We start from the raw sequence: 25,902 nt of genomic DNA, 5'->3' as shown, positions 1-25,902 counted from the left end.
CGCCGCGTCCCCGGGGCCGTCCGGCGTCACGGCACGAGGGTGAGTTCGTCCGTGTGCGCCGCCCGGACCGCCTCCTCGGTCACCGCCCACGGCAGTGTCTCGCCCCGGGCCCACGGTTCCAGCTGGTCGTCGTAGTTCGGGTGGAAGGCGTGCCCGGAGTTGCCGGTCAGGTGGATCCAGGTGGAGGAGTCCCGGTCGGCCAGGTCCACGACCATGCGCATGGACGGAACCGTGGTGATGCCGTAGCCCTCCGCCGTGTTCCACCCGGTGGCGTTGACCAGGTCCGAGCCGCCCGCGCTCTCCACCGGACCCCGGTTGAACAGCCACTCCACGGGCCCGATCCCCGAGGTCCCGAAGGAGTCGTGGGTGGCGGTCAGGGTGTGCAGGTCGCCCCAGCGCCAGTCGGCGGGGGTGTCGCCCAGCAGCTCGGTGAGTTCCTCCACGGCGGCGTCCATCGCGGCGGCCAGCACCGCGTCGCGTCCGCTGACCTCCTCGCCCTCCCACCAGGTCGAGTCGGGGTCCGCCAGCAGTCGGGACACCACGTGCATCCCGCGCGAGCGGCCGTCCATGTCGTGTTCCCCCAGTTCGTCGAAGAGCAGGGGGAGGAGCTGGCGCCAGGTCGCGTTGTAGAACGCGGCGGCGGCGGAGTCGGGTTCGTTGCGGTGGTCCCAGTCGGTGAGGAGGTCCCGGGCCTCGGCCGTCGCACCCTCGACCGGGACGTCCAGCAGGTACGGGGTGACCTCGAGCGCGCTGGTGTGGAGCGAGTCCACGAGGATCCGCTCCATGTCCGCGACGCCCACGGGGCCCTCGGCCGTCGCCTCGGCCAGGAGGTCGTTGATCCGCTGGCCCCGGTAGCCGTAGTTCCAGTCCGAGGTCAGGAAGTGCTCGTAGTCCTCGTCCACGACCGCCTCGTTGGCGGTGACGATCACCCCGGACTCCGGGTTGTACACGCTGGGCAGCTCGTCGAACGGCAGGAACTCCTCCTCCCAGTCGTACGCGGAGTCCCAGCCGGGGGCGGGCCAGCGGCCGTCGCCCTCGCCCCGGACCGGGACCAGGCCGGGGGCCTGGTAGCCGATGTTGCCCTCGTCGTCCGCGTAGACGAGGTTCTGCGAGGGCACGTCGAACTTGCTCGCGGCCTCGCGGAAGGTCTCCCAGTCACGGGCGCGGTTCAGGGAGAAGATCGCGTCGGCGGTGGTGCCCGGCTGGAGCGCGGTCCAGCGCAGGGACACCTGGTAGGGGGACTCGTCTCCCTCGCGGGGGTTCTCCCCGATCTCGCGCAGGTCGGAGCCCGCGGCGGTGGTGGAGAGGATCGGGCCCCGGTGGGTGGACCGGATGGTCAGTTCGAGGTCCTCCCCGCCGGAGACCGCGATGGTCTCCTCGATGATCTCCAGGGGTCTCCGCTCCCCGTCCACCACGTACTCGTCGCCCTCGACCCGCTCCAGGTAGAGGTCCATGACGTCCGGGTTGAGGTTGGTGAAGCCCCAGGCGATGGACTCGTTCTGGCCGATGACCACGCCCGGCAGGCCCGCGAAGCTGAACCCGCTGGTGTCGAAGGGGCACTCCTCGGTGAGCTCCGTGCAGTGCAGCCCCGTCTGGTACCAGGTGGAGGGCATCGAGGCGCCGAGGTGCGGGTCGTTGGTGAGGAGCGGGGAGCCGGTCTCCGTGTGCTCGCCGGACACGACCCAGGAGTTGGATCCGAGGTCGGGGTCGTCGGAGGGGCCGAGGAGGTCCGGGACGGAGTCGTGCACGTCGGACAGGCCGCTGAGCGCCGCGAGGGCCTCCTCGGGGAGGTCGGGGGCGCGGCCCAGGTCGGCCTCGGAGTCGGACCCGGCGTGCTCGTCGGTGTCGGTGATGGTGGCGTGCTTGTCGGTCGGGTACGCCGGGTAGAGCTCCTCGATCAGTTCCTCGTCGAGGCCGTCCGCGAGGAGCAGGGCGCGCCGCGTCTCGTCCTGGAGGTTGCCGCCGAGGTCCCAGGCCATGGCCTTGAGCCAGGCGAGGCTGTCCGTGGGGGTCCAGGGCTCCACGGTGTAGTCGTCCGCCGTGATGCCGAGGAGGCCGTACTCCAGGCTGGCGGAGAGGCCCTGGTTGTCCTCGATCCAGGCGTTCACCCCGGCCGCGTAGGCGTCCAGGTAGCGCCGGGTGTCCTCCTCCAGGAGGTCGTACTCCTGCTCGGCCACCCGTCGCCAGCCCATGGTGCGCAGGTAGACGTCGGTCTCCACCTGGCCGGGGCCGAAGAGCTCGGCGGTGCGGCCCGCCGTGACGTGCCTGCGGAAGTCCATCTCCCAGAACCGGTCCTGGGCGTGGGTGAACCCCTGGGCGACGAACAGGTCCTCGGCGTCGTCGGCGTACACGTGCGCCACGCCGTGCTCGTCCCGCAGCACGGTCACCGGGGAGCTGAGCTCGGACAGCGTCAGCTCCCCGGAGACCGTGGGGAACGACCTCCGTACCGCCCAGACGCCCAGGAGTGCGGCGATCAGCGCGAGTGACGCGACCGTGGCGACAAACCCCAGAAACACACGAAGAAGGACACGCTTCCGCATTACACCCATGTCGGAACACTAGGGTGTGCCGCCGCGAGCGTTCTAGGGATCGATCGCAGTCTATTTAATTGTTACCAAGTGGTAGAAAACTCTGTTCCCCCTGGCTGTGCGGGTGAACTCGCGCGGGTGCGGGAACGTGTCGGTGTCCGGGCGCGAGGGCGCCGCCGGGGTCGGACCCGGATCGGTCGTGGTGCTCGGAGGATTCCGTGGCGGAACGGACCAATACCCCTGCCGTTCGGTCACGAATGGACCCTGAGGGGCGATTCGTCCAACCGGCGACAGACCCCGTCCGACCATCGAAGGGAACCCCCGCCATGACGTCAGTTCGTCGACGTGTCTCCGTGCTCCTGCTCTCCGTGCTCACCGCCTCCACGGTCCTCGGGTTCGCCGTCGCTCCTGCTCAGGCTGCCGCGACCCCCGCCGTCGGAGCCCCGTCGTCCTCGGGTGGGCTGCTCGGCGGGCTGGGCCTGTTCGGGGACGGCGGTCTGGTGACCGTCTTCATCGGCAACTACCAGATCAACAACTAGCGATCCCTTTCAGAGAGGCCGGAGTGGTGCACTCCGGTCCCTTTGTCCTGTCCGGAATATGGCTTTTAGTAAGTATGTGATTGCTATGTGTGATGTGCATCACGCAATCCTTCCGAACTTTCCCCACGAATCACCAGTGATCACAGACAAGCTATTGAAAGCGGTCATCCCACCCCACGGGGTGGCCGATCCGCTGGCGTGCTCCGCTCCCCGCTCGGAGCGCCCCGGACCCAGACACGCAATTCCCCGCAACCGCGGCCCGCCACTGCTCCGGCAGGGGCGCCGACGCGATTGGAAGGTCCTCGATGACGAACACCGGCCGAGCCCGCCGACTGCCGCTCACGGCCGCCCAGAGCGGGCTCTGGTACGCGCAGCAGATGGACCCGGGAAACCCGGTGTACGCCATCGCGGAGTACCTGGAGCTGGACGGACCGCTGGACGTCGCGATCCTCGGCGCGGCCCTCCGCCAGGCGGTGCTGGAGACCGAGTCGCTCCACCTGCGCTTCGGTGAGGAGGACGGGGAGCCCTGGCAGGAGGTCCGTCGGCCCGAGGACTGGTGGCCCACCGTCGTGGACCTCACCTCCGAGCCCGACCCCGCGGAGGCGGCCCGCCGCTGGATGCGCGACGACCTCGCCCGAGCGCAGGACGTCCTGGGCGAGACCCTGTTCGCCGAGGTGATCTTCCGCCTCGGCGCGGAACACCACTTCGTCTACCAGCGCGTCCACCACCTGCTCCTGGACGGCTACGGGGCCATGCTGGTCTTGGGCCGGGTCACCGAGATCCACGACGCCCTGGCCGCCGGGACCGAGCCGGGCCCCAGCCCCTTCGGTTCGTTGAGCCGGCTGCTGGAGGAGGAGGCCGACTACCGGGAGGACGGCACCGAGGAGGCCGACCACCGCTTCTGGTCGGAGCGGATGGCCGACGCCCCGGACGCCGTGGGACTGGCCGGGGCACCCGTGCGCATGCCCACCAGCCTGTACAGGGTCACTGACGACCTCCCCCGCGAGACCGCCGCGGGGCTCCAGGCCGCCGCGCGCGCCCAGCGCACCGGCCTGCCCACCGCGGTCCTCACGGCCACCGCCATCCACCTCCACCGCTTCACCGGCGCCCGGGACGTCGTCCTGGGCCTGCCGGTCACCACCCGCCGCACGTCGCACGCCCGGACGGTCCCGGCCACGGTCTCCAACATCATTCCGCTGCGGATCCGGGTCCGACCCGACCAGCCGGTGTCCGCACTCCTGCGGGAGGTGGCCGTGGAGACGCGGCTGGCGCTGCGGCACCAGCGCTACCGGAGCGAGGACCTGCGTCGCGGTGCGAACCTCGGCCGCCGCCTGACCGGACCGTCGGTGAACATCATCCCGGCCCTGGGACGGCTGGTCTTCGCCGGTCTCCCGGCCACCACGCACAACCTCTCGGTCGGCCCCGTCGAGGACCTGTCCGTCATCTTCCACGGCCTCGGCGCCACGGAGGACGTCCGCGTCGACTTCGACGGCAGCCCCGACCTGTACACGCGCGCCGAACTGGTCGACCACCAGCGCCGCCTGTTCGCCGTCATGCGCGCCATGGCCGAGGACCCCTCCGCACCGGTGGGGGCCCTGGAGGTCCGCACCGCAGAGGAGCGGCGGCGCGGGCCGAGCGTGAGCGAAGGCCCGGCGCGGGCACTGCCCGACCTGACGGTCGCGGACGAGTTCGCGATCACCGCGTCCCGGTTCCCCGAGAGCACCGCGGTCGTCGCGCCGGACGGCCGCCTCACCTTCGCGGACCTGGACGCCCGGTCCGACCGCTGGGCCGACCACCTCGTCGCGCTCGGCGCCGCCCCCGGGCGCGTGGTGGGGCTCCGGCTGGGACGCCACACCGACCTCGCCGTCGCCCAGCTGGCGGTGCTCAAGGCCGGTGCCGTCTGCCTGCCGCTCGACCCCTCCTACCCCCGGGGCCGACTGGCCGCGATGGTGCGGGACGCCCGTCCGGACCTCGTGCTCGCGCACGGCGACACCCTGTCCGAGTCCGAGGAGGGAGCCCCCGAGGACGCCCCTCGGACCGTCCTGATGGACGACCCGGCCACCAGGGCCGCCGTCGAGGACGGGCCGCGCCAGCCCGCCCCGGAGCGGCCCCGCCCCGTCACCGGGGCCGACCTCGCGTACGTCATCTACACCTCCGGTTCCACGGGCACTCCCAAGGGGGTCGCCGTGGAGCACCGGTCGCTGCTCAACCTCCTGCACTCACACCGCGCGCTCGTCTTCACCCCCGCCCGTGAGCGCCACGGTCGGGCGCTGCGGGTGGCCCACACCGCCGGGCTCTCGTTCGACGCCTCCTGGGACCCCTTCCTGTGGATGGTCGACGGACACGAGCTGCACCTGGTCGAGGACGAGGTCCGCCGCGACCCCCAGAGACTCGTCGCCCACCTGCGTGAACACGGTCTCGAAGCCGTCGAGACCACACCCTCCTTCGTCCGCGCGCTGCTGACCGAGGGGCTCGCGGAGCCCGGCGGCCCCACCGTCGTCGCCCTGGGCGGGGAGGCGGTGGACGCCGACCTGTGGAACACGCTCGCGGCGCTCGAACACGTCACCGCCCTCAACCTCTACGGACCCACCGAGACCACGGTCGACAGCCTCACCGCGCCCGTCACCCCGGACCGCCACCCGCACATCGGGGTGGCGGTCGCCAACTCCCGCGCGTACGTCCTGGACGCGGGTCTGCGGCCCGTCCCGCCCGGCGCCACCGGCGAACTGTACGTCTCGGGAGCGTCCGTCGCGCGCGGTTACCTCGGCCGCCCGGGGCTGACCGCCGAGCGCTTCGTCGCGGACCCGTTCGCCGCCGACGGAAGCCGCATGTACCGCACCGGGGACCTGGTCTCACCCGGGGCCGACCACGCCCTGCGGTTCCTCGGTCGCGCCGACGACCAGGTCAAGGTGCGCGGGGTGCGCGTCGAACCGGCCGAGGTCGAGGCCGTGGTCCGGGAGTGCCCCGGTGTGCGGCGGGCCGCCGTGATCGTCGTGGGCGACGGCGCGGACACCCGACTGGTGGCCTACGTGGTCACGGACGATCCCTCCGACACGGACACGGCCACGGCCACGGACGCGGTCCGCGCGTACGCCTCCGAACGCCTGCCCGCGTTCATGGTGCCCTCCGCGACCGTCCGGGTCCCCGAACTGCCGCTGACCCCCAGCGGCAAGCTCGACCGCGCCGCCCTGCCCCTGCCCTCCGGCGGATCCGACTCCCGCAGGGCGCCGCGCGACGAGCGCGAGCGCAGGCTCTGCGCGCTCTTCGCCGAGGCGGTCGGGGTCGAGGGCGTCGGTGTGGACGACGACTTCTTCGCTCTGGGCGGCCACTCCCTGCTGGCCACCCGCCTGATCGGGCGGATCCGCGCCGAGTTCGGCGCGGCCCCCACCATCCGTGAACTCTTCGAGAACCCGACCGTGGCCGGGTTGGCCGGGGTGCTCCCCGACGGGGCCGGGACCGCACCGAGGCTGGAGGCGCGGGAGCGCCCCGAGGTGGTGCCGCTGTCGCACGCCCAGCGCGGACTCTGGTTCCTCAACCGGTACGCACCCGACTCCGGCGCCTACAACATCCCGGCCGCGCTCCGGCTGCGCGGCGAGCTGGACACCGGGGCCCTGCGTGCCGCGCTGGACGACCTGGTGGAGCGCCACGAGACCCTCCGCACCGTGTTCCCGCTGCACGGGGAGGAGCCCCGCCAGCACGTCCTGGTTCCGGGCGAGAGCCCCCTCGACTTCGCCGCCGTGGCGTGCCCAGAGCACGACCTGGAGCGGGTGATCGCGGCCGAGGCGGGCCGGGGCCTGGACACCTCCGTGGAGACGCCGCTGCGCGTGCGGCTCCTGAGGGTCGGTGACCGCGACCACGTCCTGCTGCTGGTCCTGCACCACATCGCCGGTGACGGATGGTCGCTGGGACCCCTCGCCCGGGACCTGTCCGACGCCTACTCCGCCCGTTCGCGGGGACGGGCCCCCGACTGGGAGCCCCTCCCCGTCCAGTACGCCGACCACACGCTCTGGCGGAACGAGGTGCTCGGCGCGGACGACGACCCGGGGAGCGAGCTCTCCCGTCAGCTCGCCCACTGGCGCGAGGCCCTGCGCGGGGCCCCGGAGGAGACGGTCCTGCCCGTGGACCGCGCCCGCCCGGAGCGGTCCAGCGGGCGCGGCGGCTCGGTCCCGCTGCGCCTGTCATCCGAACTCCACGAGCGCCTCGGCGCTCTCGGGGACCGGCACGGCGCGAGCCTGTTCATGGTGCTCAACGCGGGCCTCACCGCACTGCTCTCACGTCTGGGAGCGGGCAGCGACCTCACGGTGGGCACACCCACGGCGGGCCGCACGGAGGCCGAGCTCGACGACCTCGTCGGCTTCTTCGTGAACACGGTCGCCATCCGGACGCGGACGTCCGGAAATCCGACCTTCGATGACCTGGTCATCCGATCCAGGCAGGCCTGCCTCGCCGCCTTCGCCCACCAGGACGCCCCCTTCGACCGCGTCGTCGAGGAGCTGCGTCCGACCCGCCTCGGCTCACGGCCACCGCTCTTCCAGGTGATGCTCGCCCTCCAGAACCTCCCGGCCGCGCGGGCGTCCCTGGGCGACCTCGACACCACGGTGATGGACGGCGTCGGCACCCGGCAGGCCAAGTTCGACCTCACCTTCAACCTGACGGAGCACCTCGGTTCCGGCGGAGTCGCGGACGGGCTCCTCGGTGACCTGGAGTACGACGCCGACCTCTTCGACGAGGGCACCGCCCGCTCCATCGCCGCCCGGTTCACGCACCTCCTCGCGGTCCTGGCCGAGGCTCCGGACCGCGCGATCGAGGACGCGGAGCTCCTCATGCCGGGGGAGCGGGCGGAACTGGACGAGGGTTCGGCGGGACCGGACCGCCCCGGGGCCGCGGACTCGATCCTGGAGGCCTTCGAGGCCCAGGTCCTGTGCACGCCCGACCGGACCGCCGTGGTCGCGGGCGACCACTCCCTGACCTTCGCCGAGCTGGACGCCCGCGCCGAGAGCCTGGCCCGCCTCCTGGCCGACCGGGGCGCCGGACCCGGCTCGACCGTGGCGACGGTGCTGCCGCGCTCCGTCGACCTCGCGGTGGCGCTCCTGGGCGTACTCCGCAGCGGGGCCGCCCTCCTGCCCGTCGACACCTCCTACCCCCGCGAGCGGATCGACCACATGTTCGCGGACGCCCGGCCCGAGCACGTCCTCATGACGACGGGCCACCGCACGCGCGTTCCCGCCGACAGCACCGTGCTGTACGTCGACGCGCTGCCGCTGGACACACCGACGCTCCGGGTGCCGGACCGGCCCGGCCCCCGCGACGCGGCCTACGTCGTCTACACCTCCGGATCCACCGGGCGCCCCAAGGGCGTCGTGGTCGAGCACCGCTCGCTCGCCAACCTGCTCCACTCGCACCGGGAGCGCGTCTTCGGCCCCGCCGTCACCGCCGTGGGCCGACCCCTGCGGGTCGCGCACACGGCCGGGGTGTCCTTCGACGCCTCGTGGGACCCGTTCCTGTGGATGGTGGACGGCCACGAACTCCACATCGTGCAGGACCCCGTGAGGGGGGACGCCGAACGACTCGTCGCGCTCCTGCGCGAACGCGGGGTGGACGCCGTCGAGACGACGCCCTCCTACGCCCGGCAGCTCGTGGCGCTGGGGCTCTTCGAGGGCGGTACCGGGCCGCGCGTGCTCGCCCTGGGCGGCGAGCCCGTCGACGCCCGGCTCTGGGCCGAGCTGCGCGAGGTCCCCGGCCTGACCGCGCACAACCTGTACGGGCCGACCGAGTGCACCGTCGACAGCGTCACCGCCCGCTCCGACGACGAGGCCGAGCCGGTGATCGGCGGACCCATCGCCAACACCGGTGCCCGGGTCCTGGACGGCGGGCTCCGCCCGGTCCCCGCGGGGGTCGTCGGAGAGCTCTACCTCAGCGGGGCCGGGGTCGCGCGCGGTTACCTCGGCCGCCCGGGGCTGACCGCCGAGCGCTTCGTCGCGGACCCGTTCGCCGCCGACGGAAGCCGCATGTACCGCACCGGGGACCTGGTCACCCGCCGGTCCGACGGGGCGCTGCGCTACGTCGGCCGCGCCGACGGACAGGTCAAGGTGCGCGGCCACCGGATCGAACTCGGTGAGGTCGAGGCCGTCGTGGCCGAACACCCCGACGTCGCCCAGGCGGCCGTGGTGCTCACCCGCACCCGCGACGGGGACGCGCGGCTGGCCGCCTTCGTCACCGCGCGCCCCGGCGGGCGCCCCGACACCCGGGGGGTCCGCGACCACGCGGCGCGCAGGCTTCCCGCCGCCATGCTGCCCGGTGTGGTGATGGTGCTGCCCGAACTCCCGCTGACGCCCAACGGCAAGCTGGACCGGGCGGCGCTGCCCGAACCCGAGGCCGTCACCGGCGGCGGACGCGGACCGCGCAACCACGACGAGACCGTGCTGTGCGAGCTGTTCGCCAAGGTCCTGGAGGTGCCCGAGGTCGGCATCGACGACGACTTCTTCGCCCTCGGCGGCCACTCGCTCCTCGCGGTGCGCCTGGTGGCCCGGATCCGTCACACGGTCGGCGCGGAGGTCTCAGTGCGCACGCTCTTCGAGGCACCGACCGTCGCGGGCCTGGCCGCCGCGCTCGGCACCGGACGCCGGTCCAGGCCCCCGCTGCGACCGACGCCCCGGCCCGCGCGGATCCCGCTCTCCTTCGCCCAGCGCAGGCTGTGGTTCCTCAACCGGCTGGACCCCTCGGCGGCCCTCTACAACCTGCCGATGGCCGTGCGGATCACCGGTGAGCTGGACACCGAGGCGCTGCGCGGGGCCCTGGACGACGTCTCCGCGCGCCACGAGAGCCTGCGCACGGTCTTCCCCGACATCGACGGAGAGCCCCTCCAGCACGTATTGCCCCCCGAGGGGGTCACCCCGGGCGGCGCGTGCGTCGAGGTCGCCTCCGAGGAGGAACTGCGACGCGCCCTGGCCCGCGAGGCGGGGCGGGGCTTCGACCTGGCCGTCGAGACACCCCTGCGGGGCCACCTGTTCAGGGTGGGGCGTGAGCACGTCCTGCTGCTGGTCCTGCACCACATCGCCGGGGACGGATGGTCGACCGCCCCCCTGGCGCGGGACCTCTCCATGGCCTACACCGCCCGTGTGCACGGCACCGCGCCCCTCGCCCGCGACCTGCCGGTGCAGTACGCGGACTACACGCTCTGGCAGCGCGAGGTCCTGGGCGACGAAGGCGACCCCGAGAGCGCGATCCGGCACAGCCTGGACGCCTGGGAGCGGCGGCTGTCCGGCGCCCCGGACGAGGTGCGGCTGCCCTCCGACAGGCCCCGTCCCGCCACGGCCTCCCCGCCCTCCGCGAGCACGGGGGTGGAGATCGGCGCGGACCTGCACGAACGCCTGCTGCGGTTGGCCCGGTCCACGTCCACGAGCCTGTTCATGGTCCTCCAAGCCGGGCTCGCCGCCCTGCACACCCGCCTGGGCGCGGGCGACGACATCGTCATCGGAAGCCCGGTCGCGGGGCGCACCGACCCCGCCCTGGACGACCTGGTCGGCTTCTTCGTCAACACGCTGCCGCTCCGCACCGACACCTCCGGCAACCCGACCTTCACCGACCTGCTGGCGCGGGTGCGCGACGCCGACCTCGACGCCTTCGACGACCAGGAGGTGCCCTTCGAACAGATCGTGGAGCGGCTCAACCCCTCCCGCGCGCTCGGACGGCACCCCCTGTTCCAGACCGCCCTCACCCTCCAGAACAACGAGACGCCCACCATGGAGCTCTCCGGGCTGGACGTGCGCCCCGAACCGGGAGCCCCGGCGCTGGGCGCCAAGTTCGACCTCTCCTTCGACCTGGCCGAACAGGCCGGACCGCTGGGCGGCGCCGCCGGCGTCACCGGCACGCTGGAGTACAACAGCGCGATGTTCGACCCGGGAACGGCACGGCGCCTCGTGGAACGCTACGTCCGGTTGCTCGACGCGGCCACCCGGACACCCGGGGCCCGCCTCGGCCGCCTGGAGATCCTCTCCGGCGAGGAGCGGGAGGGACTCCTGGCGGACGGCCACGGCCTGCGCAGGGAGCTCCCGGTCGAGACCGTCGTGGAGCTGTTCGAGGAGCAGGTCCGGCGCACCCCCGACGCGACCGCCCTGGTCTGCGGGGAGGAGCGGCTCAGCTTCGCCGCGCTCGAACGCCGCGCCAACTGCCTGGCCCGTTCGCTGGTCAAGCTAGGGAACGGCCCCGGCGACGTGGTCGCCGTCCTCCTCCAGCGTTCGGTGGAGACGGTGGTGAGCCTCCTGGGCGTGCTCAAGAGCGGCGCCGCCTACCTGCCCCTCGACCCGGACCACCCGGACGAGCGGTTGGCCACCATGCTGGCGGACGCCGCTCCGGGGCTGGTGCTCACCGACTCCTCACTCGCCCACCGGGTCCCCGACGCCCCGCTGGTGCGGGACGTGGACGCCATCACCGACAAGCACGGCGACTGCCACTGCGGCACCGCGGGCGCGCTCACCGACCGTGAACGGGTCCGCCCGCTCACCGCCTCGGACATCGTGTACGTCATCTACACCTCCGGCTCCACCGGCAGGCCGAAGGGCGTCGAGGTCGAGCACGGGTCGTTGGTCAACCTCTTCCTGAGCCACCAGGAGGAGCTGTTCACCCCGGTCAGCGAGGAGCTGGGCCGCAAGCTCCGCGTCGCGCACACGGCGGGGGTGGCCTTCGACGCCTCCTGGGACCCGATCCTCTGGCTGGTCGACGGGCACGAGCTGCACGTGGTCGAGGACGCGGTGCGCCGGGACCCGGCCGGGCTCTCCGACTACCTGACACGGCACCGGGTGGACTCCGTCGAGACCACCCCAAGCTACGCCCGCAGGCTCATCGCCGAAGGTGTGCTCGACCACGCGGACGCGCTCTCGGTGGTGGCGCTCGGCGGGGAGGCGGTCGACGCCGACCTCTGGGACGACCTGACCCGCCGCCCGGGCGTGCGCGCCTACAACTTCTACGGTCCCACCGAGACCACCGTGGACGCCGTCATCGCGGGTATCCGCGGGGAGGACGGCCCGACCATCGGCAGGCCGGTGGGCAACATCCGGGTGTACGTGCTCGACGGCGGACTCCAGCCCGCGCCCGTGGGCGCCCTCGGTGAGCTCTACATCGCCGGGGCCGGGCTGGCGCGCGGGTACCGCAGCCGCCCCGGCATGACGGGGGAGCGGTTCGTGGCCGACCCCTTCGCCGCCGCCGGCGGACGCATGTACCGGACCGGGGACCTGGTCCGGTGGCGCGCCGACGGCACGCTGGAGTTCGTCGGCCGCGCCGACGACCAGGTCAAGCTCCGGGGCTTCCGGATCGAACCCGGGGAGATCAGGGCGACGCTGGTGGACCACCCCGGCGTGGCCGAGGCCGCCGTGCTGGTCCGCCGCACGGCGGCCGGGGACGCGAGGCTCGTGGCCTACCCGGTACCGCTCGTCCACCCCGGACCCACCGACGCCGAGCTGCGGCGACACCTGGCCGCGCGGCTGCCCGAGTACATGGTCCCGGCGGTGTTCGTCCGTCTGGAGTCCCTGCCCCTGACGGTGAACGGCAAGGTCGACGGCGCGGCCCTGCCCGACCCCGCCGAGCACGCCCCCCAGGTCACCGGGGCTCCCCAGACACGGCGCGAGATCCGGATGTGCGCGCTGTTCGCTGAGGTCCTGGACCTGCCGAGGGTCGGCGTGCACGACGGGTTCTTCGAGCTGGGCGGGCACTCCCTGCTCGCCGCGCGCCTCGTGCGACGCGCCAGCGCGGCCCTGGGTCAGGAGGTCACGGTGCCCATGCTCTTCCAGAACCCCACGGTCGCCGGGCTCATCCAGGCGGCGGACGGGGAGACCACCGGGACGGGGCTCGGGCGGATCCTGCCGATCCGGCCCACCGGCGAGGGCGCACCGCTGTTCTGCGTGCACCCCGCCGGAGGGCTCGCCTGGCCCTACGCGGGGCTGGCACGGCACATCGGGGCCGAGCACCCCGTGTACGGACTCCAGGCCCCCGGGCTCAGCCCCGGCGACCGGACCGAGCACGCCACCGACCTGCGGTCGCTCACCGAGGACTACGCCGCGCGCATCCGCGAGATCCAGCCGGAGGGCCCCTACCACCTGCTCGGGTGGTCCTTCGGCGGCAACATCGCGCACGCGCTCGCCGGGCACCTCCGGGAGACCGGTGACGAGGTGGCCACCCTGGCCCTGCTGGACTCGCACCCGTTCGGCCAGTCCGCCGACGCGGGCTTCGACGACGACACCCAGGTCCTCGACGCGCTGCTCCGGGCCATCGGCTACGGCGAGGACGCCGACCGCCTGGGCGACTCCCCGACGACTGGGGACGCCATCGCCGTGTTCCGGCGCCACGGCGACCCCCTCGGAGAGCTCTCCGAGGACGCGGTCGAGGCCATGCTCCTCGGCTTCGACCGGCAGGTCTCCCTGCTGCGCCGGGGCGAGCCGCCCGTCTTCGACGGAGACCTCCTCTTCTTCACCGCGACGCTCGACGGCGTCCCCGGAGTCGACCTCGCGCGGACCTGGCGCCCCTACGTCGAGGGCCGGATCGACGACCACGACGTGACCTGCACGCACGCGCTCATGACCACACCGGAGGCGCTGTCAGTGATCGGCCCGGTCGTCGCCGACCGGATCGCCCGCTCCCTGGCGCACCGCCGCTGACCCCCACGCACCACCGACAACCCGCGGCCCGCGATCGCGCGCCGCTCGGACAGAAGGGCACACCATGCAGAACCCGTTCGACGACACCGACGCCTCCTTCCTGGTCCTGGTCAACGCCGAGGACCAGCACTCCCTGTGGCCCGCCTTCGTCCCGGTCCCCGCCGGCTGGGTCGTGCGCCACGGCCCCGCCGAGCGCCAGGAGTGCCTGACCTACATCGACACCCACTGGACGGACATGCGACCCCACCGGGTCCGCCAGCTCGACGCCGCCTGAGAGACCCGGGCCCGGCCGTGCGGCCGGGCCCCCGACCACGAAGGGAGTGACGTGGGGGACGACCATGTCATCGACGTCGAGGGACTGACGAAGTCCTTCGGGGGACACCGCGCGCTGCGGGGCATCGACCTGGCCGTGCCGCGCGGGCACGTCCTGGGGCTGCTCGGCCCCAACGGGGCGGGCAAGACCACCACCGTCCGTGTGCTGACCACCCTGCTCCGGCCGGACGGCGGCCGGGTCCGGGTCGCCGGTCACGACGTGGTGGCCGACCCCGGCGCGGTCCGCCGCAGCATCGGGCTCTCCGGCCAGTACGCGGCCGTGGACGAGAAGCTCACGGGCTTCGAGAACCTGCGCATGGTGGGGCGCCTGTACGGGATGAACCGCGCGCAGGCGGCCGAGCGCGCCCGGGAACTGCTGCGGCGCTTCCGGCTCTGGGACGTCGCGGACCAGCGTTCGGGCGCCTACTCGGGCGGGATCCGGCGACGCCTGGACCTGGCCGGGGCCCTGGTGGCCCGGCCCGAGGTGGTCGTGCTCGACGAACCCACGACCGGCCTGGACCCGCGCGGGCGCCTGGACACGTGGGAGATCGTCTCCACCCTCGTGGAGGACGGGACCACGGTCCTGCTGACCACGCAGTACCTGGAGGAGGCCGACCAGCTCTCGGACACCATCGTGGTCATCGACCGGGGAACGGTCATCGCCCGGGGCAGCGCGGACGCGCTCAAGGAGCACATGGGCGGGGCGCGGATGGACTTCGTCCTCGCGGACGCGGCCGACCTGGAGTCGGCCGCCGGGATCGTCGCGGACCACGGCAACGGCCGGCCCGAGACGGACCCGGGAGCCCGGAGGCTCTCCGTGGGCACCTCCGAGGGACAGGAGGCGCTGGCCGGGGCGTTGGCCGCGCTGCGCCGCGGCGGCGTCCCCGTGGTGGAGGTGGCGCTGCGCCGCCCCACCCTGGACGAGGTGTTCCTCGAACTCACCGGCCGGGACGAGCCCGCCTCCCTGGTGGGAGGGCACCGGTGAACGTACTGGCGAGATCGGTGAGCGACAGCGGCGTCGTCGCCCACCGCAACCTGCTCCATGTCGTGCGCACCCCGGGATCCATGGTCGCGGGGGTCATCCAGCCGGTGATGTTCGTCCTGCTGCTCGCCTTCGTCTTCGGCGGCAGCCTGGGCGGCGCGCAGTACCGCGAGTTCCTCATCGGGGGCATCTTCGCGCAGACCCTGCTGTTCAACTCGTCCTTCACGGCGGTCGGGCTGGCCAACGACCTCCAGCAGGGCATCGTGGACCGCTACCGGTCGCTGCCGATGTCCCGGATCGCCGTCATCCTGGGCCGGACCCTCTCGGACCTGGCGACGAGCTCCCTGTCGCTGCTGGTCACGGCCGCGTGCGGGCTCGCGATCGGGTGGCGGGTCACCACGGGGGCGAGTGAGGTGCTCCTGGGCGTGGCCCTCCTGCTCTTCTTCGCCTTCGCGACCTCGTGGATCGGTGTGTTCATCGCGCTGACCGCCCGCAGCGTCGAGGTGGCCCAGAGCCTGGGCCTGGTGTGGCTGTTCCCGGTCGCCTTCGTGTCGGGCGCGTTCGTCTCCGTGGAGGGCATGCCCGCTCCGCTGCGGGTCGTCGCGGAGTGGAACCCGGTCACCGCCGTCGCCTCGGCCGCCAGGGAACTCTTCGGCAACGCCCCGCCGCCGGGACTGGCACAGCCGACCGGGTGGCCCGCCGAGAACGCGGTGCTGTACGCGGTGCTGTCCTCGGCCGTGGTCATCGCGGTCTTCGCCCCGCTGGCCCTGCGCCGCTACGTGCTCATCAGCGCCCGCTGACCCACGGGGCGCGGAGGCGGAGCGCGACAGCCCGCCCCCGCGCCCCGTGGCCGCCGGACCACGGGGTGCCTCCCCGTACTCAGGCCCGGGGCGCGGGGTCCTCCTTGAAGGAGCGCAGGAGCAGGGGGACACACAGGAAGACGGCGGCCCCCATGACGGCGAAGTAGGCGGGGGCGGACAGGTCCAGGAGGGCTCCGCCCAGGACGGGGCCGACGAAGAACCCGAGGTAGCGGAGTTCGGACAGGCCGAAGTAGGCGCCCTTGCGGTCGTCCGTGGCCAGGGAGTGCACGGCCACGTCCGGCAGGGGCAGCAGGATCGCCTCGCCCAGGGTCCAGAACACGATGGCCACGTACAGAAGGACCACGTCGGTCGTGCCCAGCCACACGCAGACGAAGGCGACCGCGAAGAACACGCACCCCAGGGTCACCAACGGCCCCCGGGGGAGGCGCTCGGACAGCCAGATCACCGGGGGCTGCACCGCCAGGGCCAGGGCGGCGTTCAGCACCAGCAACGAGGCGAACAGGTACTCCGTCCGGTCGCCGTAGGCGCCCTTCATGTACAGCGGGATGGACGTGTCCATCTGGGCCATGACCAGGAAGACCACCGCTCCGGCGCCGATGGCGGCCCTCAGGTGGCGGTCACGCAGGGCGTCGGTCCACGGAACCGGGGTCGTGCTCCTGGAGGAGGTCTCCAAGCGCGCCAACTCCGCGCCGCGCACCATCACCACTGACAGGTAGAGCGCGAAGAAGGCCGCCGGGGCGAGGAAGAACGCCGCGGGACCCACGTGGAACAGGACCCCGCCCACGGCCGGTCCGACGATCGCACCGATGCACAGGGTGATGTAGCGGACCCGGAAGATCCGGCCGTCGCCGGTGTCGGACAGGGAGAGCAGCTTCTTCATGCTCGGCTCGACCATCGTGCGCGCCACGCCCAGGCCGAGGAAGAGCACCACGACGGCGGCGGGAGCGGAGGCCAGCGCCAGCGCCGAGTAGACCGCCACGTTCAACAGCAGTCCCCACCGCATGAGCCGGACCGCGCCGAACCGGTCGGCCGCCGTGCCGCTGAGGAGACCGCCGAACGCGGCGATCAGCGGGATGCCGCCGACCACCGCGCCGATCCCCGCGGCGGACAGCTCCGTCCGGTCCGCGAGGTAGAGCGCGGCGAAGGGCAGCGCGGCGAAGAAGGCCATGGAGTTGAGCAGCGAACCCAGCACGAGCGTGCGTTCGTCACGGCTGAACCGCCACGGGGAACGGGGCCGACCGGTCGGGTTCACGGGGACTCCAGGGGGTGGGCGCCGGGGGAGCGGCCACTCTAGGCGCCGGTACCGACAGTCGACCCGCCCTCAGGTGGGTCGGGGCCCTCCGGACGAGACGGCGGCCTCGCGGAGCGCGGCGACGAGGTCCGCGGCGGGCAGCTCGCGTGCCCGACGGAACCCGGTCCCCGCCCACAGGGCCATGCCCCCGGTGTCACCGGCCCGCGCCGCGGCGGCGCGCAGCGGCTTCGTCATGTGGTGCACCTCGGGGTAGGCCGCGGGCGCGTCCGGGTGCTCGGTCATGAACCGGTTGGTGAGGCCGCGCGCCGGGCGTCCGGTGAACGCCCGGGTCAGTGAGGTCCCGGTGAAGGACGGGTCGGCCAGCGCGGCCTTGTGCGCGGGCTGCGCGCCGCTCTCCGGGCACCGGAGGAAGGCCGTGCCCAGCTGGACGGCGGTGGCTCCCGAGGTCAGGGCGGCAGCGACGTCCTCCTCGGTCATGATCCCCCCGGCGGCGATCACCGGCACCTCGACGGCGCCCACCACCTCGGGCAGCAGGGAGAGCAGGGGCCGGTCGTCGCCCCGGGCGGGGTCGAAGGTGGCGCGGTGCCCGCCCGCCTCCACCCCCTGGACGCACACCCCGTCGGCACCCCGGGCCACGGCGGTCCGGGCCTCCTCTACGGTGGTGGCGGTGACGACCGTGGCCGAACCCGCGTCGCGCAGCCGCTCCAGCACCTTTGTGGAGGGGCAGCCGAAGGTGAAGCTCACGACGCTGACGGGGGAGCCCACCAACAGGTCGATCTTGGCGTCCCAGGCGTCGTCGTCGTACGTGGACGGGCCCACCTCGGCCCCGTGCCGCACGGACTCCGCCGCGAGGTCCCTCCGGTAGCCGTCCAGCACGGACACCGGAGCCGGTGCACCGGAGGGGACGAACACGTTCACGCCGAACACGTCGGTGCCCAGCCCGCGTACCCCGCTGATCCGTTCTGCCAGCGCCTCCACGGACAGGTACCCGGCGGCCAGGGAACCCAGGCCGCCCGCGCCGTCCACCGCGTGGACCAGGGCGGGGGTGGACGCGCCTCCGGCCATGGGGGCCTGGAGGACGCGGCGCGCACCGAGGAGTTCGTGCAGATCCATGTTCCCGCCTTCCGGGATCCGGTGCGGGACGCTCCCCGCGTGACCTGCGCGCAGGCTAACAGGCGCGCCGGATCAGCCCCGGGCCGCGTCCTCGTTCCGCCGCACCGCCCAGGTGAAGTCCGCCGACTCGGGCAGCAGCCGGGTGAGGACCAGCGCGGCGGCGGCCAGGGCCAGGGCGAACCCCGCCAGGACGGACACGGCCGTGGCGATGCCCCACAGCTCCCACAGCCCGCCGAACGAACTGGTCGTGAGCGCGCTGCCGAGCAGGGTCACCACCGTCACCGCCGAGAACATCGTGTTCCGGTTGGCGTCGGTGAACATCAGCTGGCACCAGGCCCCGGAGAGCACCCCCGCGAGCCCGATGAGGAACTCGGCCGCCACCAGTCCCGCCACCAGCGGAACCACTCCGTGGGCGGCCAGGACCAGCGGGAGGCCGATCCCCATCGACAGGAGCGGGCCCCACACGTGCGGGCGGTCCTGGTGCACCCAACGGGCGGCGGCCGCCCCGGCGGCCAGGGAGAGGCTCATGACCAGGAGGACCAGCCCGTTCAGGCGCACGTCGTCGCCGTACTCGGCCAGCAGCATGGGCTGCCAGGACACCACGAGCAGCATGGTCGCGACCATCAGGGACAGGGCCAGCACGATCGGCGGGAGGAAGCGGCGGGAGGCCACCAGGACCACCGACTCCAGGACGATGGCGCCGATCCGGCGGTCCCGCCGTCCCAGCGTCGGCGGGAAGCACACGGGGGCCAGCACGCCCAGGAGGAGGACGAGGGCGCCGCCCACGGCGATCATCGTGCCCGCCGACAGCCACGTGCCCCCGACCATCACCGAGGCCGCTCCCAGCACGGAACCCAGGCGCGTGGACACCGAGCCGACCCGGACGATCCTCGTGATGCGCGCGTTCCTCTCGTGGGAGCCGATCCGGTTGATCAGGATCGCTTCGAGGGTGCCGGACTTCAGGGACATGCCGATGTTGCCCAGGCACACGCCCACCACCGTGAACACGAGTCCGTCCGCCAGACCGAGGGCCACGAGCCCCGAACCCCACACCAGGAGGCCGAGTGTCAACAGGCGCCGGTGCCCGTACCGGTCGCCCAACGCGCCGCTGGGCGCCTCCATGACCAACCCGATGAGGTGGCCCCCGGCCAGGACGAGCCCCACGGCCCAGGGGTCGGCCCCGCGCGCGAGGATCACGGTGACGAAGACCGCGCCGTAGGCGAAGTCGGCCGTGGTGCTGACCAGGGTGAAGACGCTGAGCCGGGCCAGGAGCGGGAACCGGCTCCTCTCCGGAACCGGTGCGACCCCGGGGGTCGGGTCGGAAGTGCTGGGGGACATGGGCGGCCCGCTTCCGTCGGGCCCGTGCACCGGGCCGGTGGGGGTTTCGCCGACGCTAACAGCGCCCACCCCCACCCCTCCAGGTGTTTTCCCCCGTGGCCCCACCAGGCGGCGGGGACTACGGTCCCCGATACGCTCGGCGCGACACCTGACCTTGGGAGGAACCACATGACAGCGACCGCGGTCGTCACGGGAGCCAGCAGCGGGATCGGTGCCGCCACCGCGCGCGGCCTCGCCGCCGAGGGCTACGACGTGGTCCTCGTGGCCCGCCGCGCCGACCGGATCGCGGCCCTGGCCGAGGAGATCACCGGAGCCGGTCACTCGGCGCGCGCCCAGGTCCTCGACGTCACGGACCGCCCGGCGGTGGACGCCTTCGCGGAGGCCCTGGGCTCCTGCGACGTGCTGGTCAACAACGCGGGCGGGGCGATCGGCACCGAGACCGTCGCCACCGGCGACCCCGCCGACTGGCGTCGTATGTACGAGGTCAACGTCCTGGGCGTGCTCAACATGACCCAGGCCCTGCTGCCCAAGCTCATCGCGAGCGGGGACGGCACCGTCCTGGTCGTCTCCTCGGTGGCCGGACACGGGGTCTACGAGGGCGGCGGCGGGTACGTGGCCGCCAAGCACGGCGCCCACACGCTGGCCGCCACGCTCCGCCTGGAACTGTGCGGGGAGCCGGTCCGGGTCCTGGAGGTGGCCCCCGGCATGGTCAGGACGGAGGAGTTCTCCCTGAACCGGCTGCGCGGGGACTCCGAGCGGGCCGAGGCGGTCTACGCCGGGGTTCCCGACCCGCTGAGCGCCGAGGACGTGGCCGACACCATCGTGTGGGCGATCACCCGCCCGCCGCACGTCAACGTCGATCTGCTCGTGGTGCGTCCGCGTGCCCAGGCGGCCGCGCACAAGGTTCACCGCATCAGGGAGTAGGCGACGCCCGGGAGCGATCGGGGAGGGCCTTCCCGGGAGCCGGAACGCGTGATTGGGTGTGACCCGTATTACATGGCTGGCGGAGTGGAACCGCGCTGCGCCAGCCGTGGGGTCACCCGTCCCGCACGGCTAGGAGCCTGGACTTGAGTCTGAACGCCGCCCTCCCCAGTTACGCCTCCGGTACCTCGACCACCCCGCTGCTCGGTGACACCATCGGTGGGAACCTGGCCCGGACCGTCGCCGCGCACCCCGACCGGGACGCTCTGGTGGACCGCGCCTCCGGCCTCCGACTCACCTACGCGGAGTTCGGCGCGGAGGTCCAGAGGGTGGCGCTGGGCCTGCTCGACCTCGGTGTGGTCCAGGGCGACCGGGTCGGCCTCTGGTCGCCCAACCGGTCCGAGTGGGTCCTCGTGCAGTACGCGACCGCCCGCATCGGCGCCGTCCTGGTGAACATCAACCCCGCCTACCGGACCCACGAGCTGGAGTACGTGCTCAACCAGGCGGGCGTCTCCGTGCTGGTCGCCGCCCCCTCCTTCAAGACCTCCGACTACGCCGGGATGATCGAGCGGGTGCGCGGGAAGTGCCCCGACCTGCGCGAGGCGGTGCTCTTCGACGGTCCCGCGTGGGACGCCCTGCTCGCGGGCGGTGACGGCGGCGATCCCGGGAGACTGGCCGGGATCGAGGCCACGCTCTCCCCGGACGACCCGGTCAACATCCAGTACACCTCCGGCACGACGGGGTTCCCCAAGGGTGCGACCCTCTCCCACCACAACATCCTGAACAACGGCTTCTCGGTCGGTGAGCTGCTGGGATACACGGAGGCCGACCGTGTCTGCATCCCGGTGCCCTTCTACCACTGCTTCGGCATGGTGATGGGGAACCTCGCGGCGACCACCCACGGCGCCTGCATGGTCATCCCCGGCCCCGGGTTCGACCCCGCCACGGCGCTCGACGCCGTCCAGGCCGAACGCTGCACCTCGCTGTACGGCGTGCCCGCCATGTTCATCGCGGAGCTCGCCCTCCCCGACTTCGACTCCTACGACCTCTCCACGCTCCGGACCGGGATCATGGCCGGGTCGCCGTGTCCGGTCGAGGTGATGCGCCAGGTCATCGACCGGATGGGGATGGCCGAGGTGTCGATCTGCTACGGGATGACGGAGACCTCCCCGGTGAGCACCCAGACCCGCACCGACGACTCGGTGGAGCGCCGGGTCTCCACGGTGGGGAGGGTGGGGCCGCACCTGGAGGTGAAGGTCGTCGATCCCGACTCCGGGGTCACGGTCCCGCGCGGCACCCCCGGCGAACTCTGCACCCGGGGCTACTCGGTGATGCTCGGCTACTGGAACGAGCCCGACCGGACCGCCGAGGTGATCGACGCGGGCCGCTGGATGCACACCGGCGACCTCGCCGTCATGGACCACGACGGCTACGTGGGCATCACCGGTCGGATCAAGGACATGGTGATCCGCGGCGGCGAGAACGTCTACCCGCGCGAGGTGGAGGAGGTGCTGTACACCCACCCTGACCTGCTGGACGCGCAGGTCATCGGCGTTCCCGACCACCGGTACGGCGAGGAGCTCATGGTGTGGGTGCGCATGCGCGACGGGGCCGAGCCCCTCACCGCCGACGCCCTGCGCGCCTTCTGCGAGGGCCGGATCGCGCACTACAAGATCCCGCGTTACGTCCACGTCGTGGACGAGTTCCCCATGACGGTCACCGGCAAGGTCCGCAAGGTGGAGATGCGCGAGGAGGCCGTGCGCCTGCTGGACGCCGGGCTGATCTGAGGGGCGGGCGGGGACGGCCGCCCGCCCCGGTACGGGCTACTTCGGGTCCAGTTCCTTGCCCAGCATCTCCACGAGCCCGTCCAGGGCCGCGTCCGACCCCTCGTCCTCACAGGTCAGCGTGACGGTCTCGCCGTGCGAGGCCCCCATCGCCATCACCGCGAGGACGCTGCGGGCGTCCACCGGCTTGTGGTCCGCGCGGGAGACGGTCACGGGCAGGCCGGTCTCGTTGACCGCCTGGACGAAGAGGGTCGCGGGCCGGGCGTGCAGGCCGAGGAGGGAGCCGATGACAACGGTGCGCTCGGGCATGTCAGTCCTTGGAGGGTGTCGGGCGGGGCCGGGTGGTCCGGCCCCGTTCGCGGCGGGCTGTGGCTGTGGAACGGTCGGTCAGGACGGGTCGATCCGCCAGGACGGGTCGGGCTCGGTGGCCGGGCCGACCGCGTCGGTGGCGACGTCGTCGAGGTGGGGGACGGTCGTCCCGGGGAGTGCGACGGCCGCGGTCCCCCAGGCCACGGCCTGACGGAGGCGCTCCTGGGGGGAGTGCTCTCCGGCGAGGAACCCCGCGAGCGCGCTGTCGCCCGCGCCCACGGTACTGAGGGTGCGTACCCGGGGGCCGCGCGCCCAATGCGCGTCCCGCTCCGTGACGAGCAGGGCGCCGTGGCCGCCGAGAGTGACCAGGGCCGCCTCGTTGCCCCAGGCGAGGACCTCGCGGGCGGCCTCGGTGACGTCTCCGAGGGTGGGGAGCTCCCGGCCGACCAGCGCCGCGAGTTCCTCGTGGTTGGGCTTGAGCAGGGAGATCGACCCCGCCTTGGCGGCGGCCGTCAGGGGCGCTCCGGAGGTGTCCAGGGCCAGCGGCACGCCGTGGGCGGCGGCCAGGCTCGCGACCCGCACGTACAGGTCCTCGGGGACCCCGGCGGGCAGGCTGCCGCTGGCCACCACCCAGGAGGGGGAGCGGGTCAGCTCGTCCTCCAGGGCGCCGAGCAGGGCCTCGATCTCCTCGGGGGACATCGTGGGGCCGGCGGCGTTGAGCTTGGTGGTGGTGCCGTCGGTCTCGGTGACGGTGACGTTCGCGCGGGTCTCCCCGGAGATGGGGACGGTGACGCGGGGCAGGTCGTCGAGGAGGGTGACGAGTTCGGCCCCGCCGCCACCGCCGACGGGGAGGACCGCCCGGGTGGTGATCCCGTTGCCGAACAGGGCCCGGGAGACGTTCACTCCCTTGCCGCCCGCCTGGGAGCGGGTGGCGCGCACGCGGAGGACCTCGCCTCGGACGAGGCGGTCGACCTCAAGGGTGTGGTCGACGCTCGGGTTCGGGGTGAGGGTCAGGATCATGGGTGCTCTCTTCGAGGGGTGTGACGCGCCCGGTCCGGTGCCTCCGGGGTGGAGGGGTGCGCCCGAGGAGGTGGGGGTTCGGCTGGCTGTGGGGTGGCTCCATGGTGATGTGGTTCTGTCTTTGATTATGTGTGTTTGTCTGTGTGTGTCAATGGTGTGACGCGGATCCGATGGGTCCTCTTCGGCGAACCGGGGTGGGTGGGGGTCCTGCTGCCTCCTGGTCACACCGCCCGAGGGTCGGATGATCCCTCTCCTGGCAACGCGGTGGGGTTGCTGGGATATTGGGGGGAGATACCCCTTGTGTGTCCCATGCAACACCATTAAACTCACCGAAAACCACACCGAAACACAGGTGATCCAACATGTACGCGGAAGAGCGCCAGAAGGTGATCCTCGAACGCGCCCGCCACGAAGGCCGGGTCGACGTCACGGGGCTCGCCTCGGAGTTCGACGTGACCTACGAGACCGTCCGCCGCGACCTCACCGCCCTGGAGCGGCACGGGGTCCTGCGCAGGGTCCACGGTGGCGCGATCCCCGTCGAGCGACTGGGCTTCGAGCCCGCTCTCACTGTGCGCGACTCCGTCATGACCCAGGAGAAGGAGCGGATCGCCAAGGCCGCGCTCGCCGAACTCCCCGACGAGGGCGCCATCCTCCTGGACGCCGGATCCACCACGGGGCGCCTGGCCGAACAGCTGCCCACGGACCGCGAGCTCACCGTCGTCACCAACTCCCTCTCGATAGCCCTCACCCTCACTCCCCGAACCAACATCAACCTCATGCTCCTCGGTGGGCGCCTGCGCACCAGGACTCAGGCCAGCGTCGAGGCCTGGGCCCTGCGGGCCCTCTCCGAGTGCTTCGTCGACGTGGCCTTCATGGCCACCAACGGAGTGTCCGTCGAACGTGGTCTGACCACCCCCGACCCGGCCGAGGCCGAGGTCAAGCGCGCCATGATCGCCTCCTCCCGGCGCTCCGTGCTCCTCGCCGACCACACCAAGGTCGGCAACGACCACTTCGCCCGCTTCGCCGCCGTCGAGGACCTCGACCTCGTCATCACCGACGACGGAATCGCGGACGGACTCTCGGACGAACTGGAGACGGCCGGTCCCTCCGTCCGCTCCGTCTGACGACCCACAGCCTGACCACCCCACAGCCATTCCCTTCCCGGCCGAGGCAGACCGCCCGCCGGACCTCCCAGGAGGTTCCCCCATGTCAACCCAGCAAGGCAGACTCGTCGCCGTGCGCTCCCGAGTCCAGCGCTTCGGCGGATTCCTGGCGAGCATGGTGATGCCCAACATCGGCGCGTTCATCGCCTGGGGCCTCATCACGGCGCTGTTCATCCCCGACGGCTGGTGGCCCAACGAGCACATGGCCCAGCTCGTCGACCCGATGATCGGCTTCCTGCTGCCGCTGCTGATCGGGTACACCGGCGGTCACCTCATCTACGACAAGCGCGGCGGCGTGGTCGGCGCCATCGCGACCATCGGTGTGATCGTCTCCGCCGACATCCCGATGTTCCTCGGCGCGATGCTGGCCGGTCCGCTCGCGGCCTACCTGATCAAGCAGATCGACAAGGTCCTCCAGCCCCGGACCCCCAGCGGCTTCGAGATGCTGGTCAACAACTTCAGCGCGGGCATCCTCGGTGGCCTCATGGCCATCACGGGGCTCTACGCCATCGGGCCGGTGGTCACCGCCATCGCGTCCGGGCTGGGCAAGGGCGTGCAGTTCCTGATCGACCTCTCGGTCCTGCCGCTGGTCTCGATCATCATCGAGCCCGCCAAGGTCCTGTTCCTCAACAACGCCATCAACCACGGTGTCCTCGGACCCCTCGGCGTGGTGCGGGTCGCGGACCAGGGCAAGGCCATCGAGTTCCTCATCGAGACCAGCCCCGGCCCCGGTCTGGGCATCCTCCTGGCCTGCATGCTCTTCGGCCCGAAGCTGAGCAGGGCGACCGCCCCCGGTGCGATCATCATCCACTTCTTCGGCGGCATCCACGAGATCTACTTCCCGTACATCCTCGCCCAGCCCAAGCTGATCCTCGCGGCCATCGCGGGCGGCATGTCCGGCATCACCACGTTCCTCCTCTTCGACGTCGGCCTGCTCGCCACCCCGGCACCCGGCAGCATCTTCGCGCTCATGGCGGTCACCCCGCGCGGCGACCACATCGGCGTCCTGGCCGGTGTCCTGGTCGGCACGCTCGCGTCGTTCGCGGTCGCCTCGCTCCTCCTCGGCTTCGGCCGGGCCGAGCGCAAGGCGGAGCGCGAGGCCGCCGAGGCCGAGAAGGCCAAGGCGGACAAGGACAAGGCCAAGGCCGACCAGGGCGAGTAGCCCACCGAA

General features: G+C 72.7%; 15 protein-coding genes. 9 read left to right on the top strand and 6 right to left on the bottom strand.

Features of this window, described 5'->3' with window-relative positions:
* Positions 1-26: 26 nt before the first annotated feature.
* On the bottom strand, positions 27-2,540 hold the full coding sequence (locus tag ACFW3L_RS08430) for a penicillin acylase family protein (protein WP_378738306.1): 2,514 nt from the start codon (positions 2,538-2,540) through the stop codon (positions 27-29).
* A 314-nt stretch (positions 2,541-2,854) separates the two neighbouring features.
* Here ACFW3L_RS08430 and ACFW3L_RS08425 point away from each other — a divergent pair, with 314 nt between their 5' ends.
* The 5 genes from ACFW3L_RS08425 to ACFW3L_RS08405 all read left to right on the top strand — a co-directional run bounded on the left by ACFW3L_RS08425 (position 2,855) and on the right by ACFW3L_RS08405 (position 15,810).
* The gene (locus ACFW3L_RS08425) at positions 2,855-3,067 is read left to right on the top strand and encodes a hypothetical protein (RefSeq protein ID WP_378737844.1); all 213 of its coding nucleotides are present in this window, start codon (positions 2,855-2,857) and stop codon (positions 3,065-3,067) included.
* Between the two features lie 305 nt (positions 3,068-3,372).
* Complete coding sequence (locus tag ACFW3L_RS08420; protein WP_378737842.1) at positions 3,373-13,716, top strand: amino acid adenylation domain-containing protein; 10,344 nt, start codon at positions 3,373-3,375, stop codon at positions 13,714-13,716.
* A gap of 64 nt (positions 13,717-13,780) precedes the next feature.
* Positions 13,781-13,990, top strand: coding sequence for an MbtH family protein (locus ACFW3L_RS08415; protein WP_378737840.1), 210 nt, complete (start codon positions 13,781-13,783; stop codon positions 13,988-13,990).
* Positions 13,991-14,041: 51 nt separating this feature from the next.
* Positions 14,042-15,013 (top strand): ATP-binding cassette domain-containing protein, encoded by a 972-nt coding sequence (locus ACFW3L_RS08410; protein ID WP_378737838.1) that lies wholly within the window; start codon positions 14,042-14,044, stop codon positions 15,011-15,013.
* Positions 15,010-15,810, top strand: coding sequence for an ABC transporter permease (locus ACFW3L_RS08405; protein WP_378737835.1), 801 nt, complete (start codon positions 15,010-15,012; stop codon positions 15,808-15,810). Before ACFW3L_RS08410 ends, ACFW3L_RS08405 begins: the two co-directional genes overlap by 4 nt.
* 79 nt (positions 15,811-15,889) lie before the next feature.
* Here ACFW3L_RS08405 and ACFW3L_RS08400 read toward each other — a convergent pair whose 3' ends face one another.
* The 3 genes from ACFW3L_RS08400 to ACFW3L_RS08390 all read right to left on the bottom strand — a co-directional run bounded on the left by ACFW3L_RS08400 (position 15,890) and on the right by ACFW3L_RS08390 (position 19,534).
* Positions 15,890-17,083 carry an MFS transporter gene (locus ACFW3L_RS08400; RefSeq protein WP_378737833.1) on the bottom strand — a complete coding sequence of 398 codons (1,194 nt, stop codon included), beginning with the start codon at positions 17,081-17,083 and terminating at the stop codon, positions 15,890-15,892.
* Positions 17,084-17,152: 69 nt separating this feature from the next.
* Entirely contained in the window at positions 17,153-18,196 is a 1,044-nt protein-coding gene (locus tag ACFW3L_RS08395) for a nitronate monooxygenase (RefSeq protein WP_378737831.1), read from the bottom strand.
* 72 nt (positions 18,197-18,268) lie between these two features.
* The gene (locus tag ACFW3L_RS08390; protein WP_378737829.1) at positions 18,269-19,534 is read right to left on the bottom strand and encodes an MFS transporter; all 1,266 of its coding nucleotides are present in this window, start codon (positions 19,532-19,534) and stop codon (positions 18,269-18,271) included.
* A 168-nt stretch (positions 19,535-19,702) separates the two neighbouring features.
* Here ACFW3L_RS08390 and ACFW3L_RS08385 point away from each other — a divergent pair, with 168 nt between their 5' ends.
* A complete protein-coding gene (locus tag ACFW3L_RS08385; RefSeq protein WP_378737827.1) occupies positions 19,703-20,458 on the top strand; it encodes an SDR family oxidoreductase in 756 nt (251 codons plus the stop codon).
* Between the two features lie 149 nt (positions 20,459-20,607).
* Positions 20,608-22,242, top strand: coding sequence for an AMP-binding protein (locus ACFW3L_RS08380; protein WP_378738303.1), 1,635 nt, complete (start codon positions 20,608-20,610; stop codon positions 22,240-22,242).
* Between the two features lie 36 nt (positions 22,243-22,278).
* On the opposite strand, the gene ACFW3L_RS08375 is transcribed toward ACFW3L_RS08380, so the two are convergent.
* Together ACFW3L_RS08375 and pfkB are read right to left on the bottom strand one after the other, a co-directional pair.
* Positions 22,279-22,548, bottom strand: coding sequence for an HPr family phosphocarrier protein (locus tag ACFW3L_RS08375; RefSeq protein WP_378737825.1), 270 nt, complete (start codon positions 22,546-22,548; stop codon positions 22,279-22,281).
* 78 nt (positions 22,549-22,626) lie between these two features.
* Positions 22,627-23,568, bottom strand: coding sequence for a 1-phosphofructokinase (pfkB, locus tag ACFW3L_RS08370; RefSeq protein WP_378737823.1), 942 nt, complete (start codon positions 23,566-23,568; stop codon positions 22,627-22,629).
* Positions 23,569-23,930: 362 nt separating this feature from the next.
* Between pfkB and ACFW3L_RS08365 the strand changes: the two genes are divergently transcribed.
* Both ACFW3L_RS08365 and mtlA read left to right on the top strand, forming a co-directional pair.
* Positions 23,931-24,692: a DeoR/GlpR family DNA-binding transcription regulator gene (locus ACFW3L_RS08365; protein ID WP_352388129.1), complete on the top strand. Its 762-nt coding sequence runs from the start codon at positions 23,931-23,933 to the stop codon at positions 24,690-24,692.
* An 82-nt stretch (positions 24,693-24,774) separates the two neighbouring features.
* Entirely contained in the window at positions 24,775-25,893 is a 1,119-nt protein-coding gene (gene mtlA / locus ACFW3L_RS08360; RefSeq protein WP_378737821.1) for a mannitol-specific PTS transporter subunit IIC, read from the top strand.
* Positions 25,894-25,902 lie beyond the last annotated feature (9 nt).

It is taken from the genome of Nocardiopsis sp. NPDC058789 (assembly GCF_042745575.1).
GTDB lineage: Bacteria > Actinomycetota > Actinomycetes > Streptosporangiales > Streptosporangiaceae > Nocardiopsis > Nocardiopsis eucommiae.
Note: the sequence above shows the minus strand (reverse complement) of the source record. Positions and strands in the feature narration are given on the sequence as shown.

What these genes read in the sequence shown, in the direction of transcription:
- ACFW3L_RS08430 (WP_378738306.1), bottom strand. Translation starts at nt 2,540, where the DNA reads ATGCGGAAGCGTGTCCTTCTTCGTGTGTTTCTGGGGTTTGTCGCCACG.
- ACFW3L_RS08425 (WP_378737844.1), top strand. Translation starts at nt 2,855, where the DNA reads ATGACGTCAGTTCGTCGACGTGTCTCCGTGCTCCTGCTCTCCGTGCTC.
- ACFW3L_RS08420 (WP_378737842.1), top strand. Translation starts at nt 3,373, where the DNA reads ATGACGAACACCGGCCGAGCCCGCCGACTGCCGCTCACGGCCGCCCAG.
- ACFW3L_RS08415 (WP_378737840.1), top strand. Translation starts at nt 13,781, where the DNA reads ATGCAGAACCCGTTCGACGACACCGACGCCTCCTTCCTGGTCCTGGTC.
- ACFW3L_RS08395 (WP_378737831.1), bottom strand. Translation starts at nt 18,196, where the DNA reads ATGGATCTGCACGAACTCCTCGGTGCGCGCCGCGTCCTCCAGGCCCCC.
- ACFW3L_RS08390 (WP_378737829.1), bottom strand. Translation starts at nt 19,534, where the DNA reads ATGTCCCCCAGCACTTCCGACCCGACCCCCGGGGTCGCACCGGTTCCG.
- ACFW3L_RS08385 (WP_378737827.1), top strand. Translation starts at nt 19,703, where the DNA reads ATGACAGCGACCGCGGTCGTCACGGGAGCCAGCAGCGGGATCGGTGCC.
- ACFW3L_RS08375 (WP_378737825.1), bottom strand. Translation starts at nt 22,548, where the DNA reads ATGCCCGAGCGCACCGTTGTCATCGGCTCCCTCCTCGGCCTGCACGCC.
- pfkB (WP_378737823.1), bottom strand. Translation starts at nt 23,568, where the DNA reads ATGATCCTGACCCTCACCCCGAACCCGAGCGTCGACCACACCCTTGAG.
- ACFW3L_RS08365 (WP_352388129.1), top strand. Translation starts at nt 23,931, where the DNA reads ATGTACGCGGAAGAGCGCCAGAAGGTGATCCTCGAACGCGCCCGCCAC.
- mtlA (WP_378737821.1), top strand. Translation starts at nt 24,775, where the DNA reads ATGTCAACCCAGCAAGGCAGACTCGTCGCCGTGCGCTCCCGAGTCCAG.